Origin of the sequence: Methylobacter sp. (genome assembly GCF_036845245.1) — a bacterium.
In the GTDB taxonomy this organism is placed as follows: domain Bacteria; phylum Pseudomonadota; class Gammaproteobacteria; order Methylococcales; family Methylomonadaceae; genus Methylobacter_A.
The window spans coordinates 1-14,569 of record NZ_DAIUEH010000001.1; the positions used below are offsets into that span (position 1 = coordinate 1).

Genomic DNA, 14,569 nt, shown 5'->3' on the forward strand with positions numbered 1-14,569 from the left:
CGTTCAACAACTGAGAAAACCATCGCTTGAAATGGTTCTTGCGTAAGTCCTATTTATTAAAAAATATCGTTCTTTAATAGCTGTAAGACCAGCTTCTTAGCACCACTTTGCAATAGCTGTTGTTTTGTTTTCATCCCTTCTTCCTCTGTTTGTGCGTTCATAGTGCTCGATTTTTCGTTTATTTGAACCTCAGTTTTTAGATGTTTTTTCTTTGTTGAATATACTTTTGCCGAAATTTTAACCGTATGCTCTGTCGCAACATCTTCACCGTCATAGTGGTCCGACTGGGCTTGTTTAGAAGAACTGTCGATATCAGGCAAAATAACGACCTTGATGCCTTTTTTATAACATTTATCAAGGAATTGAGGAAAATCCGCCTGTGTAACAGGGTTGTTTGAAGGCACTAACTTGGAGGTATCCATAACGTTATACATGCCGCTATTTATTAAGGCGTCTTGAATTACGCCATTATTCAATACAGGCTTATTAACTTTATTACCGTCGATAATTCCCACCTTTAAAGGGTCGTCCAGCCTTCGAATCCATTTCTTTGAATCGCTGGCTTCTTGACCTGAAGCTTTCTTTTTAATGATATCGGTGAATTTATTTAAAGCTCCCCGCTTATCACCGGTGTGAGTGTAACTGGCTCCGGTATAAAATAATGCTGCCGGTTCATCAGGGGCTATGCTTGATGCCTTTGCGAATAAATATAACGACTGGTAATAGTTTTTTTTATCGTATTGAAACTGCCCTTTTTCATAAAGCTCTTTAAAAAGTTCAAAATCGGCTAACGCTCCCCAATTTCTTAAATTTTCCGCCTTCTTAATTTCAACAAGAGCAAAAAGCGCCTGCGGAGGCTTTGCATAAAAATCATTTATTATCTGGGTCGCCGCGGAAAAAGCGGCCTGATACCCTGTTTTACCAACCTCTTCCATGTCCCCAAGAAAACTACTGACAAAATCCATGTTTTTACTTTTACTTTCCCCTATTGCTTCATCCTGCCATAAAACATTTCCACCTAAATCATAAGCTGTAATACGCAATTTGGTTTTTGCTTTGATATACCCTGAAAACGCCCCAACAGCATCGCCGTAATAAAAAAGAATTTCCGGTCTAATAACGGCTTCGACATCCGGCCTGTAACTATCACTATAAGGAGGGAGAGAATTCACCACTATAACATCATCAAACATCGTCGAGCCCATTGTCATGGCGATTGGCAGCAAATATTCCCCCACTCTCATCTGGAAAGTCGTACCCATTTTTTGCTGTTTGTAGATGTATTGTTTAAGATCTTCACTCAAGTACATACCAACCTTTATAGGCATCTTTTTCCTGACAAGCTGGGATTGATGCATATCTTTAACCGGATCAACCACAACAGGAAAGTTATAAGCGCAACCGGATGTCGCTATTGCAACAATTAAAAATATATAAAAAGGATTACTGTTTAATAACATGAGTTCTTCCTGATTTATAGATCATCTCGAGAAGGCGGCGCAAAACTGCTTATTTTAGGCTTCCACTTTTTCCTGTTAACCATGCTTGAAGCAATATGGGTATTTCTGCGCATAGTCCGATTGGTTTCAGCGCCGATACTCCGGCTCATCTCAACCTCGACTAATGGAGACTGATGTAGGGTATTTTGCGCATTGGTATTCGCTTCAACAGCGGCTGTAAGCGGGCAGGCGCTTCCTTCGCAAGGCTGCCAAAAATCAGCAAAATCCACTGTTTTTGGCTCCATGCTTATCAAGCCGTCAGGTAATGCAACGGTTTCTTTAGTGAGAATCTCATCTATCAGACTGAATTGCTGATTATGATCCGCCTGATACAGAATAACCGGCATTTTTCCGGCTTCCGACAGTGTTGGTAACGGTTGCTGTTTTTCCGAACTAACCGCTATACCGGGCTTTTCTTGCCCATCTTCCCTCTTAATAATCGAACTACCGCTAGAGTGAGACAGGAGTGTCAGGACGGCAACGCTTCCTGCCGCACATTGCATGACGATAGAGGGGAACTTAAGTATATTTAGGCCATTTTTCAGCGTTGCCGTCACTATAAACTCAGCGGCGGAATAAGAGATTATTCCTGCAAAAATGGCAGCCAGCGGAAAGAATAAAAATGGGGAATCGCTAAAGGAGCCTATAAAACCGGCGCAAGCGATAGCAACAGGAACACAAGTCTTTCTGAACTTATTAACGGCAATTTCAAGATCTTGCAAAATAACCCTGAAAGATATCGAATAGGGAGGGCCTCCATTGGTATTAATGGTGACTGTGCCCTTAGCGTCATAGGTGTTTGCAGGCATATTAGCGGTAAGAATATAGATCTCAAGAGTTTGTTCATGGTCAGGTGCGATCACATCGGTCTCAGGCACCAACCATTCAGCATCCGAACTTATTTTCCCTTTCAATTGGCCTTTTTCGTCATTCTTAATTAAGATTGTCTCAGTAAATGGCGTACCTTTTTTTACATCTTTATATACATAATAGTTATCCATCTTACAGATGACTTTCAGAACCGGCACTTCGTCTTCAAGCGCTGGTCCTGACTCTTTTATCTTATTATCGTAAGTATCCCTGTTATCCTTATTCTTCAGGATTTCCGAGCCTTCTGAAACCCGGTTCCACCTTGCCTTATCTCCTGCCTTTATGTATTTTTTATCTTCCTCATCGTAGATTTGCTTTATCTCAGGGTAATCCGCGTTATTGGGAATTTCGAATATTTCATAATGTGTTTTATCAAGAAGGTCTTCATGCGCATGACCGGCTGGAGACTCGGATGATGAAAGTACTTCAATTCGTTTGATGCCATCTTTTTTCATCCACCGGCCGATTATTTTGATAATGGTCGTTTCAGACAAACCGGCTTCTATGCCTTCTTTAATGACGGCCTTTTTATTTTTAGCGTCGAGTTCGCGATCGGTACCTGTCAGGGATATAAAATGTTTTCGTAGCGCTTTTACTTTAAGGTCAATCAAATGATTGTCATATTCAGCCCGGCATTTACATAAGATATATTCGATAGCAGCTTGTGATGAAATAAATGCTTTTGTTAATGCCCCGCAATCATTGACGTTTTGCTCGGATAGATAGCACTTATACTTCTCTTCGATGCTTGCTTTGATCTTCTCTTTAGTTGCTATTCTGTCGATACTCAGAAAATCGTATAAATTATTGTAATTGCAATGTTCTTCATGCATTTGAGCGACCTTCAGGAAGCGCTCAGCCTTCTTTAAATTTTCTTTAAATTCGGACATCGTTTTTCCGTTAGTACTGCTTTCTGCCAGAGGGAAATTACTGTTTATTTGCTGTGTAGCCTATCGAAAATAGGTTGCGATGAAGAAAAACTATATTGTCGAATTGAGCGTCAATATTTGTTCCATTAATAACTACTCTTCGGGATCAAGCACAGGTATGGACAAAAGATGATTCAAATTAGAGCAAACAAATGGCTTGTACAATATGCAAAAATACCTATTGGCTGAATGCATTGCCACCCGTGCTGTTATCGTTAACCTCCAATAACATCAGGATTAAATCATTAAGTATTCGCAAGATCGAAGCCTGATACCCGGATAAATTCCGGTAATCTGAATTGATTACGACAACAGGATGACTAAACCGGCATTAAATCTGTAAAATAGCGGTTTTTTATCGCTCATCACCTTAAAACATAATGCGTACTACTCAATTCCCGCTCAATACCGTTAAAGAAACACCGGCTGATGCCGAAATAGCCAGCCATCAACTAATGATCCGCGCAGGCCTGATCCGCAAACTCGCCGCCGGTCTTTATACTTGGTTGCCGTTGGGGCTGCGAGTTATGCGCAAAGTCGAAAAAATCACCCGCGCGGAAATGGAAAAGACCGGCGCGCTGGAAGTGTTAATGCCCGGCCTGCAACCTGCCGAGTTGTGGCAGGAAACCGGTCGTTGGGAGCAATACGGTCCGGAACTGGCACGGTTAAAAGATCGCCACGACCGCGATTTTTGCCTGGGCCCCACGCACGAAGAAATCATTACCGATCTGGCGCGTAACGAGATCAAAAGCTACAAGCAGCTGCCTATCACTTATTATCAAATCCAATCCAAATTCCGTGACGAAATCCGTCCACGTTTCGGCGTGATGCGTTCGCGCGAATTTATTATGAAAGACGCCTACTCCTTTCATTTGGACCAGGAATCGTTGCAAGTTACTTATGATGCGATGCATCAGGCTTATACCAATATTTTTAATCATTTGGGCTTGAAGTTTCGTGCGGTAGTTGCCGATTCCGGCTCAATCGGCGGCGCGGTATCGCATGAGTTTCATGTACTAGCCGATTCCGGCGAAGATGCGATTGCGTTCTCAACCGACAGCGAATATGCGGCCAATGTTGAAAAGGCCGAAGCAGTGATGCCTACAGGCTCTCGCGGTCCGGCTACCGAAACATTGACGTTGATTGATACGCCTAACCAGCACAGCATTGAGGAAGTGTGCGGTTTTTTAAATATTCCCGCCACGCAATGCCTGAAAACATTGATCGTTAAAGGTGAAGAAGACACGCTGGTTGCGCTGTTGTTAAGAGGCGATCATAACCTTAACGAGATCAAAGCCATCAAGATTGACGGTATCGCCTCGCCGCTTGAATTCGCCAGCGATGAGCAAGTCCTCAGCGCCTGCAATTGCAAACCCGGCTCTATCGGCCCGATAGACTTAAAGATCAAGGTCATTGCCGATCGTAGCGTAACCTTAATGTCCGACTTCGTTTGCGGTGCGAATCAAGACGGCAAGCATTATAAAGGCGTCAACTGGGAACGCGATTTGCCTGTTCCTGATCACATTGCGGACCTGCGCATGGTGGTTGAAGGCGATCCCAGTCCGGACGGCAAAGGCCAAATCACGCTGGCTCGCGGCATTGAAGTCGGCCATATTTTCCAGCTGGGCACCAAATACAGCGAGTCCATGAAAGCCGGTGTCATCAACGAAGGCGGTAAAAACCAGATCATGACCATGGGCTGTTACGGTATCGGCATTTCCCGTGTGGTTGCCGCCGCGATCGAACAGAACCATGACGATAAAGGCATCATCTGGCCGGCTAATCTTGCGCCTTTCCAGGTAGCGCTATGCCCGATGAACATGCACAAATCCGAGCGCCTGAAAGTAGCTTCCGAGCAGTTGTACCAGGACTTGCTGGCGGCCGGAATCGATGTATTATTCGATGATAGGAAAGTCCGTGCCGGGTTTATGTTTTCCGACATGGAACTGATCGGCATCCCGCACTGCATCGTGGTAGGCGACCGAGGCCTGGATTCCGGCACGGTTGAATACAAAGCCAGAACGGCTGAGGCAAACGAGGAAATTCCGTTTGCGGATGTGATTGATTTTTTGAAGGCTAAGTTGGGTTAAAGAGCTACCCCCCACTGTAGGAGCGACTCCTACAGTGGATTTTCATTGCTGCTGTATCAAACTCAGCGTTCTTTCCGGCAGATTGTCCGTAGTTACACCTTCCAAATGCAAGCGTGCATCTTCATGTACGGTCGTCATAAACCGGATTAACTGCATCTCGTGCTGCATTTTCTGCTCGAAATCTTCCGCTTCCCACATCTGATTTAGCAAATATTTCGCATGATGATGAATAGTGAAAGCGACCGCCTCGGGCAGATGGGTATAACTGGCCTGAATTGAAGATTTAAGTTGGTCCAGCGCCGCCAGATACTGTTTATAGTCTTTAACATCCTGCTTGCACTTGGTCTTGAACATCGACAGCTCGGCGTCGTGTTTAGTCTTCAGCAAGCTGATGTCGTGCTCCAGCTGTACGCTTTTCTTTTTTAATTCGGCTTCCAGGGCTTTCTCGGCAAGGACACGGGCATGCTTGAGCTTTGCCTGACTGTCCTGATTAGCCTGCTGCCACTTCAGGTTTTCATCCTTGACCGAATGGAACAGGCTAATAATATTAAAAACCCAGCTTTTTAACATAGTCGTGCGCTAATCAATGGTGGAAATTTTTTGCTGCAATTTTAACAACGCCTCAATATCATGCCGGTTTCGGTAACGGGCATTATCTTGTTGCAGTTGCCGATAAGTTGTTCCCGGTAGCTTTGTTTTAATCGACAGCAGGTCTTTTTCGATAGCCCTGGACAGCGACTGAATGTGCTTGCGATTATTAAGCTTTAACAGGCGTTTTCTGTTCAGTTCATTAAAATACTTTACTTGCATTGTCTTAAAATAAAGCAACCGCTTGACCTGATCCCGTCGGGCCTGAACAAACCACAACCGCCGCTGTACCCGCTGTTTAGATGAAAAATAATCCCAAACAGAGCGGACGATTATTTTAAAAAAACCCAATAATCCGGCGATTATCAGCACAGCAAACGCGCTTAACAGCATTGCCGATCCCAGCATAGTCAATGCCCACGGCAAACCGGGTATAGCTAACCACAATAACAGCTCTACCAATAAAAACACCGGTAATGAGGCCAAAATCAACAACAGGGAAATTCTAATAATCAAGATGAAAGCCGGGAACTCGAAAAGCTGCCTTTGCAAGCGTGTAGGGTATTGTACTCAACTTTTTGGCAAAGGTTTAATCGAAGCGCTCACAACTGCGACGGATTATTCGGCTTTACTAAGAGCGAAACTAAAACAGTGCTTCAATTATTCCGCTATGTTTTTAGTGCTAAAATAAAAAAGCAAAATCGACCAAGCGTTTTACCTAGCCTGAAATTCTTACACCTTAAAAATAATATAAAAATGAATAGATTAAGAGACAAAATCCGTGACATTCCCGACTTTCCGAAACCCGGCATTATCTTCAAAGATATTACGCCACTGGTAAAAGATCCCGCTACTTTGAGACTTGCCGTTCATCAATTATTGCAGCCTTTTTTAGGGCGAAATATTACCGCAGTTGCCGGTATGGAGGCGCGCGGCTTTATCTTTGGCTCTTTGGTTGCATGGGAACTAGGGCTTCCATTTATCCCGCTCAGAAAGCCGGGCAAACTGCCTTATGATGTGCAAAGCGTATCGTATGACCTTGAATATGGCTCGGCTACCCTGGAAGCGCATATCGACGCCTTTGAGGCGAATGATAGGGTTTTATTAATTGACGACCTACTGGCAACCGGCGGAACTGCAAAAGCGAGCTGTGAATTAATTGAACAACTGGGCGCAAAAGTGGAGGCCTGCGCATTTGTCGTCGAGTTGGATTTTCTGGAAGGAAGGGAAAAGCTGGGGAATTATGAAGTCCATTCTTTACTGCATTATTAAAGCCACATCCTTGTAGCTCGGATTAAAAATACTATCTTGCGTATTTTTTTGACTTTTTCAATTTATCCAGTTTAGCACCAGCATCTTCAAACGATTTGGCGGTGTCATCAAATGATTGAGCGACACTGCTGAATGAATGCGACGCTTGTTCAAACTCTTTAGTCTCTGCGTCTAGGCGCAGAGCAAAACCGGCTTTGTTGCTTGCATCGGCATTGCCAGGCGAACTTTGTCCGGAAGCGGTGCCTTTATTGCCGTCAAGCGGTTCATCATCAAAACCGTCAACATCAGACGCTTCCGACTTTCCATCCGTAGCCAAGTTTGTACGCCATTGCAAAAAAGATTCGCGTGTAAACACATAAGGATCCAACGCGGCTTCATCAATAAACTTCAACGCACCTTCCGCGCTGGCTCTCGCATTCAGCATGGACACCAGCTGTACAGGCATACCTATGTAACTGGCGGGATTTGCCGCTGTATCAAATACCGCCCCAGGAATACCGCGCGCAGTCGACGGCCCCAGAATAGGCAGCACCAGATAAGAGCCTTGAGGCACACCCCATACCGCAAGGGTTTGGTCGAAATCCTCCTCATTTTGTTCCAGACCTACATGTTTGGCTACATCGAACAGTCCGCCCAATCCTACGGTGGAATTGATCGCAAATCGTCCGGTATCTTCAGCGCTTTGTGAAAACTTAGCCTGCAAAACATCGTTGATGACCACATTGACATTTTTCAGGTTATTAAAGAAGTTAAAAACTCCGGTTTGCATGAACTGCGGAGTTATCCATTTATAGGCATTTGAAATAGGTTCGGCGACATAATTATCAACGTGATCGTTAAAAACAAACATTTTCCTGTTAAAGTTCTCATAAGGATCAGCTTTGTTCGCTACAGTTTGCTGTTCAACACCGCTCGTTGTCGCACAACCGCCCAAAGTGATCGCAACGCCGATTAATATCCCTGAAAATGTATGTTGCATTTTAACGCTACGATTGCCGTTTTGTGGTCTGTTCATTGGCCTAAAACCTATTGTTTTGAATAATTGTCAATTTTTTCATTGATCTTTGTTATTAAGGCGTCAAAGCCTTCACGCTGTAAAATAGTTGTATATTCCGATCTTTTCAAGGCCAAATCACTTACGCCATTGGCAATGATATTAATAATGCGCCAGCTCGTACCCTTTTCCTTTAGCATGTAATCGAACTTAACGGGCTTATCGCCCGGAACAACAAAATGAGAATGCACCACAACGCCGCCTCTTGTTGTTTCCTCTTCTGAATCAAATACAAATGATTCTCCCGAATAATCTTTAAAGTTATGCGCGTAAGAAGCAATACTCAATCGGCTGAATACATCAACCAGTTTTTGTTGTTGCTCTTCGGATAACTTTTCCCACTCTTTACCGACAACAATGCGGGCGATTTTTGTCAGCTCGTGACTATTGGAAACAGGATCCTTTAGTTTTTCATATCTTCCTGCATAGCCTAATTTCTTACCATCCTTCATTACAGCAATAAGGTCGGCTTGAAATTTTTCTACGACCTGTTTTGCAGTTGCCGCCCCTTCATCTGCCGCAAAGGCGTTCGCCGTCCCGAACAAAAGGAACATAAAAACGACAGCTAACTTCATATTTTTTAAAACCATAATCAAAAAACCTCGTAAGAACTAATACGTATTCATAAGTTTCTTTAACACTACAGGACCGCCATAGCTGCAATCTTAAATAAAATTCTAGGCAACTGCATCCATGCAGTCATCGAAATTGCCCTGCATCGCCCAACAACACCGCGTGTATTTCTAAGCGAATGCAGGCGGTAAGCAATGCAGGGCGGGATATGCGAGCATTCTAGTCGGTAATCTCTACTCTTACAGGAATTCCTGCAATGGTTGATGACAACTTTTCTTTTGCATACTCAGGCGTAGCCACAGGTATCATGGCACCCTCGGTTTTTGGCCCCCTAATCGATGTTAACAATGCTTTCAACGGATGACTTAACATATCTTCAACAGCCGTTGCTTCATAACCGCAATGGGCCATGCAGCTTGCACATTTAGGATTGTTAACGCTGCCGTATTTTTCCCATGGAGTCGTATCCAAAAGCTCCTGAAAGCTTGAAACATAACCTTCGTCAGCCAGCAAATAACAGGGTTTTTGCCAGCCGAACACGTTACGGGTCGGATTGCCCCATGGCGTACAATCGTAATTCTGGTTACCTGCCAGAAAATCAAGATATAGCGACGAATGATTTAATTTCCAGTTGCGCTTTTTGCCAATTTTAAAAATGCCCCGGAACAAATCCTTAACATCACTACCTTTAATAAACACATCCTGCTGAGGCGCACGCTCATAACTAAAGCCGGGAGCAATAGTTATACCTTCAACGCCAAGTTCCATCGCGTAATCCAGGAAATCGGCAACTTCTTGAGAGCTTTCACCTTGAAACAGGGTGCAGTTTACGGTGACCCTAAAGCCTTTTTCCAATGCCAATTTTATGGCCTCAACAGCCCGTTCAAAAACACCTTCCTGGCAAACGGACGTATCATGCCTTTCCTGCATGCCATCCAAATGAATTGAAAATGTCAAATAAGGGGATGGCTTGTAATCGTCAATCCTCTTTTTCAACAAAAGTGCATTAGTACACAGATAAACAAATTTCTTCCGCGCAATGATGCCTTCAACAATTTGAGGCATTTCTTTGTGGATGAGCGGCTCTCCACCTGGAATGGACACCATCGGTGCATCGCACTCGTCTACAGCCTGCATGCATTCTTCAAATGAAAGACGCTTGTCGAGAATGTCATCGGAGTAGTCGATTTTACCACAGCCTGCACAGGCTAAATTGCAACGAAACAAAGGCTCAAGCATCAGCACCAAAGGATATTTTTTAACCCCTTTCAACTTCTGCTTAATCAAATAACTACCTACAGTCAACTGCTGACGTAAAGGAACTCCCACAAGCAAACCCTCCAAAAAAACTTAAAAAACTTAATGACGCCCAGATAAGATGAACGCCCTGAAAACCACATACACTATAGAATGGAAAAACTGTATCAATAAAACAACAAAAAAATAATATTCACTAAAATACAACTGCCTACTCATTTTTAACGATAGGAATCAAGGAATATCCATAAGCCTATTATATAATACAAGCGCTTATCTATTACTGATTAGCATACTATTTTTTATCTGGCGACTCCAGTTTTATAGTCAGCGTATGTAAATAGCCTATAAAAATCGCAACTTTCCGTCTATGTTGGAAATATCACACAAACATGACTAACTGCTTATTTTTACTGGCAATAAAGCGCTTCTAGCCGCTATCATATTAGCATATTTGCAACAAAACAACATTGCTTTGCAAAATACCAACAAACAGTCTATTATTGCCACTTACCAACTTAAATTAACCGTGCAAATCGACATCAAAAATACCATGAGTGAAACTCAAATATCCCTGGATAACCCAAAATCACTCAGTAATTTATCTGATGATGAATTTCAGGCGCTATTACTTGAAGGCGTCTCCAGAACATTTGCGTTGACTATTCCCCAGTTACCGGAAAAGTTATACAGCCCAGTAGCAAACGCTTATTTGCTATGCCGTATTGTCGACACTATAGAAGATGAAGTTTCTCTATCTCCCCAGCAAAAAAAATATTTTTGCTCGGAGTTTATTCATGTCGTAAAAACCGGCAACAATTCAGAGCCGTTTGCCGTAGATCTTGCGCCATTGCTTTCCGAGCAAACCATTCCCGCTGAGCACACTTTGATTCATGTCTTGCCGAGGGTTATTCAAATCACTCATAAGTTTGATCCCGATCAAATCGAAGCACTGGCTTGCTGCGTGGAAACCATGGCTGAAGGCATGCCAATATTTCAGGCCCAAGATCTGCATGGCGGCCTGGCAACGCTTGCCGACATGGACAGATACTGTTATTACGTTGCAGGTTGCGTCGGGGAAATGCTGGCCAAGCTTTTTTGCCATTACTCACCGGAAATTGCCCAACATAAAGACGAACTGCTTCGCCTGTCGGTATCTTTCGGCCAGGGACTGCAAATGACCAATATATTGAAAGATATATGGGATGACGCCGAACGTGGCGTTTGCTGGTTACCGCAGGATATTTTTACCGAAACAGGATTCGATCTTAAAAACCTGACGCCGGAAACCCACGATAAAAACTTCCGCTTAGGCCTGGAACACTTGATCAGCATTGCTCACGGTCATCTACATAACGCATTGAAATACACGCAGTTGCTTCCCTCGCATGAAAGCGGCATTCGTAATTTCTGTCTTTGGGCGTTAGGAATGGCTATTTTGACCTTAAAGAAAATCAAACAAAACCTGGATTTCAGCAATTCCGATCAAGTCAAAATCACTCGTAACAGCGTTAAAGCAACTATTCTTGCGACCCGATTGACCGGACGCAGCAACATCATGCTTAGCTTGCTTTTTAACTTAACAAGTCGTGATCTCAAAACGCCCGACTGGACATATTCAACACCATCCTCAGAAGCCAAGGTAAATTTTTAAGGACGTAACTTATGTTTAACGAAGCCAATTCAGAGATAAATGTCAGCACTATTTCGAGTTCATCGAATACTGTCAACAACTATGCGTTTGATCTCAATCGAGCCATTAACAAAGCGCAGGACAAATTATTAAGCCTGCAAGACAAAGACGGCTATTGGGTATTTGAACTGGAAGCAGACTGCACGATCCCGTCGGAGTACATCATGATGATGCACTATCTGGGTGAAATTGATGAATCGCTACAGGCCAAAATCGCTAATTACCTAAGATCCCGTCAATCTAAAGATGGCAGTTACCCGTTGTATACCGGCGGCGAGGGCGACATCAGTTGCAGCGTTAAAGTCTATTACGCGTTAAAAATGGCCGGAGATTCTATCGACGCCCCACATATGGTTCGATTAAGAAATTACATTCTCAGCCAAGGCGGCGCGGCTAAAGCCAATGTGTTTACCCGTATTGCATTGGCAACCTTCGAGCAATTGCCCTGGCGCGGAGTTCCGTATATTCCTGTCGAAATCATGCTGTTTCCCAGCTGGTTTCCGTTCCATTTGGATAAAGTATCGTACTGGTCCAGAACCGTTATGGTGCCTTTATTTATTCTTTGCACCTTAAAAGCGACGGCAAAAAACCCTTACCGCATTAATATCCTGGAGCTTTTCGTCACCCATCCCGACAAAGAAAAGCATTATTTTCCTGAAAGAACCGCTTTAAATAAAATCTTTCTAGGTCTGGATAAACTGGGCCGGGTAACACGCCCGCTGATTCCGAAAAAAGCCCATGAACTGGCGATTGAAAAAGCCAAAAACTGGTTTATTGAACGACTGAACGGAGAAGACGGCTTGGGCGGAATTTTTCCGGCAATGGTCAATTCATATGAAGCCATGCTGCTGCTGGGCATGCCAGCCGATCATCATCATGTCGTCACCGCACGTAAAGCGATAGACAAATTGCTGGTCATTAATGAGCATGACGCCTACTGCCAACCTTGCTTGTCTCCGGTCTGGGATACAGCACTTGCTGCATTGGCTTTACAGGAAGCCGACAAGATCGGCAACAGCAAAAGCCTGACTCGCGCCTACGACTGGTTGAAAAGCAAGCAGCTGTCTGACGAGCCCGGCGACTGGCGAATTTCCAAGCCTGATTTAGCAGGCGGCGGCTGGGCATTTCAATTTGCAAACCCGCATTATCCCGATGTCGACGACACGGCGATTGTTGCTTTTGCGATGGCGGAATCGAACTTGCCCCACCTGGATGAGTCGATACACCGGGCAACCCGTTGGATAGTCGGCATGCAATCTAAAAACGGCGGCTACGGTGCGTTTGACGTCGACAACACCAACTATTACCTGAATGAAATTCCATTTGCCGATCACGGGGCGCTGTTAGACCCACCCACATCGGATGTCAGCGCGCGTTGCGCGATGCTGATGGCTAGAGTGGCACAGGATCATGCCGAGTATTTACCTGCGTTGGAGCGCACTATCGACTATATCCGTAGCGAACAGGAACAGGACGGTTCATGGTTCGGCCGCTGGGGCACTAACTACATTTACGGCACATGGTCAGTATTGCTTGGATTGGAGCAAACCAACCTGCCTAAAACCGACCCGCTCTACACCAAAGCCGCAAAATGGTTAAAAAGCGTACAACGCGGCGATGGCGGCTGGGGTGAAGACAACTACAGCTATCATGATGTCAGCCAAAGTGGTCAATATGGTTTCAGCACCGCATTCCAAACAGCTTGGGCTGTTTTGGCGCTGATGGCGGCGGGTGAAGCTCATAGCCATGAAGTGAAAGCCGGTATCGATTTCATCTTGCGCAATCAAAGAGTTGACGGCATATGGAATGACGAATGCTTTACCGCGCCCGGCTTTCCGAAAGTTTTTTACCTCAAGTACCACGGTTACGATAAGTTCTTTCCGCTTTGGGCCTTGGCTCGATACCGTAACGAGCTTAATTGCCAAGCCGGTTGCCGGACTAGCGACATGCACACCATTCCTGGCGATCGTCACGCCAGTTCCGGACTGGCTTGTGACATACACACCATCCCTGGCGATATAAATTGATCACTGGCATTGTCGTTGCTTTACTGGAAGAACTCAGCACCCTGACCTCAAAAAAAATTGATAAAGGGGGCTGCGTTTTTATTAGCGATACGATCGTACTCGCTTATTCCGGCGCAGGCGCCGTCAATGCGCGCACGGCAGCCGAGTTATTAATTGCGCAAGGCGCTACTCGGCTGATCAGCTGGGGTTGCGCAGCCGCCCTCAGTAAATCATTAAAACCGGGTGATCTGGTCTTAGCCGATACGTTGATAGATGCCGACGGCGCTCAAATCGGCATTACCGAAGATTGGCTCAGGCTCACCAAAAACCTGCTCTCCCCACTTCTAAAAATCCATACCGGCAGTTTGGCTGAAAGCCTTACCATTGTAGCTACTGCCAACGACAAAACGCACCTGCATACTCAAACCGGCGCAATTGCATTGGACATGGAGAGTATCGCCATAGCCAAAGTTGCCCGGCAAAACGATCTGTCTTTCATTGCCATCAGGGCCATTGCAGACCCGGTTAACATGGACTTGCCCAAAGCCATCAATCACTCTCTTAACGGGCAGGGCGACATCGTTTTAGCTAAGTTGTTAGTATTTATTGCACGGCATCCTGCTGAGTTACCCGGACTGATCAAGCTGGGCCTGCATTTCAAGGACGCAAAAAACACGTTAAAATTGGTCGCTAAACAGCTCGACCATTTGACCGCAGCCGCTAGCCCAGCCGTATAAC

Annotated in this window: 12 protein-coding genes; 5 read left to right on the top strand and 7 right to left on the bottom strand. The window is 44.7% G+C overall.

Going from position 1 to position 14,569, the window contains the following annotated elements; genetic code table 11:
* Nucleotides 1-56: 56 nt before the first annotated feature.
* Both V7051_RS00005 and V7051_RS00010 read right to left on the bottom strand, forming a co-directional pair.
* Nucleotides 57-1,460 carry a tetratricopeptide repeat protein gene (locus V7051_RS00005; protein WP_333872823.1) on the bottom strand — a complete coding sequence of 468 codons (1,404 nt, stop codon included), beginning with the start codon at nucleotides 1,458-1,460 and terminating at the stop codon, nucleotides 57-59.
* Nucleotides 1,461-1,474: 14 nt separating this feature from the next.
* Nucleotides 1,475-3,259, bottom strand: a complete 1,785-nt coding sequence (locus V7051_RS00010) for a hypothetical protein (protein ID WP_333872824.1) — start codon at nucleotides 3,257-3,259, stop codon at nucleotides 1,475-1,477.
* A 419-nt stretch (nucleotides 3,260-3,678) separates the two neighbouring features.
* Between V7051_RS00010 and V7051_RS00015 the strand changes: the two genes are divergently transcribed.
* Nucleotides 3,679-5,388: a proline--tRNA ligase gene (locus V7051_RS00015; protein WP_333872825.1), complete on the top strand. Its 1,710-nt coding sequence runs from the start codon at nucleotides 3,679-3,681 to the stop codon at nucleotides 5,386-5,388.
* A gap of 42 nt (nucleotides 5,389-5,430) precedes the next feature.
* Here the strand turns inward: V7051_RS00015 and V7051_RS00020 are convergent, their stop codons facing one another.
* A complete protein-coding gene (locus V7051_RS00020) occupies nucleotides 5,431-5,958 on the bottom strand; it encodes a hypothetical protein (RefSeq protein WP_333872826.1) in 528 nt (175 codons plus the stop codon).
* Nucleotides 5,959-5,967: 9 nt separating this feature from the next.
* Complete coding sequence (locus V7051_RS00025; protein ID WP_333872827.1) at nucleotides 5,968-6,492, bottom strand: hypothetical protein; 525 nt, start codon at nucleotides 6,490-6,492, stop codon at nucleotides 5,968-5,970.
* A 240-nt stretch (nucleotides 6,493-6,732) separates the two neighbouring features.
* On the opposite strand from V7051_RS00025, the gene V7051_RS00030 reads away from it, so the two are divergent.
* Nucleotides 6,733-7,248 (top strand): adenine phosphoribosyltransferase, encoded by a 516-nt coding sequence (locus V7051_RS00030; protein WP_333872828.1) that lies wholly within the window; start codon nucleotides 6,733-6,735, stop codon nucleotides 7,246-7,248.
* Between the two features lie 31 nt (nucleotides 7,249-7,279).
* Here the strand turns inward: V7051_RS00030 and V7051_RS00035 are convergent, their stop codons facing one another.
* The 3 genes from V7051_RS00035 to hpnH form a co-directional block, all read right to left on the bottom strand.
* Nucleotides 7,280-8,263: an MlaA family lipoprotein gene (locus V7051_RS00035; RefSeq protein ID WP_333872829.1), complete on the bottom strand. Its 984-nt coding sequence runs from the start codon at nucleotides 8,261-8,263 to the stop codon at nucleotides 7,280-7,282.
* Between the two features lie 11 nt (nucleotides 8,264-8,274).
* On the bottom strand, nucleotides 8,275-8,892 hold the full coding sequence (locus tag V7051_RS00040) for an ABC transporter substrate-binding protein (protein WP_333872830.1): 618 nt from the start codon (nucleotides 8,890-8,892) through the stop codon (nucleotides 8,275-8,277).
* A 202-nt stretch (nucleotides 8,893-9,094) separates the two neighbouring features.
* The gene (gene hpnH / locus V7051_RS00045; protein ID WP_333872831.1) at nucleotides 9,095-10,204 is read right to left on the bottom strand and encodes an adenosyl-hopene transferase HpnH; all 1,110 of its coding nucleotides are present in this window, start codon (nucleotides 10,202-10,204) and stop codon (nucleotides 9,095-9,097) included.
* A 481-nt stretch (nucleotides 10,205-10,685) separates the two neighbouring features.
* Between hpnH and V7051_RS00050 the strand changes: the two genes are divergently transcribed.
* From V7051_RS00050 to V7051_RS00060, 3 genes are read left to right on the top strand one after another with little or no spacing between them, the layout of a single operon-like run.
* The gene (locus V7051_RS00050; RefSeq protein WP_333873011.1) at nucleotides 10,686-11,786 is read left to right on the top strand and encodes a phytoene/squalene synthase family protein; all 1,101 of its coding nucleotides are present in this window, start codon (nucleotides 10,686-10,688) and stop codon (nucleotides 11,784-11,786) included.
* Nucleotides 11,787-11,797: 11 nt separating this feature from the next.
* Nucleotides 11,798-13,852, top strand: a complete 2,055-nt coding sequence (shc, locus tag V7051_RS00055) for a squalene--hopene cyclase (protein WP_333872832.1) — start codon at nucleotides 11,798-11,800, stop codon at nucleotides 13,850-13,852.
* Nucleotides 13,849-14,568 (top strand): phosphorylase family protein, encoded by a 720-nt coding sequence (locus V7051_RS00060; RefSeq protein WP_333872833.1) that lies wholly within the window; start codon nucleotides 13,849-13,851, stop codon nucleotides 14,566-14,568. The genes shc and V7051_RS00060 overlap by 4 nt, the downstream gene beginning before the upstream one ends.
* Nucleotide 14,569: the final 1 nt, after the last annotated feature.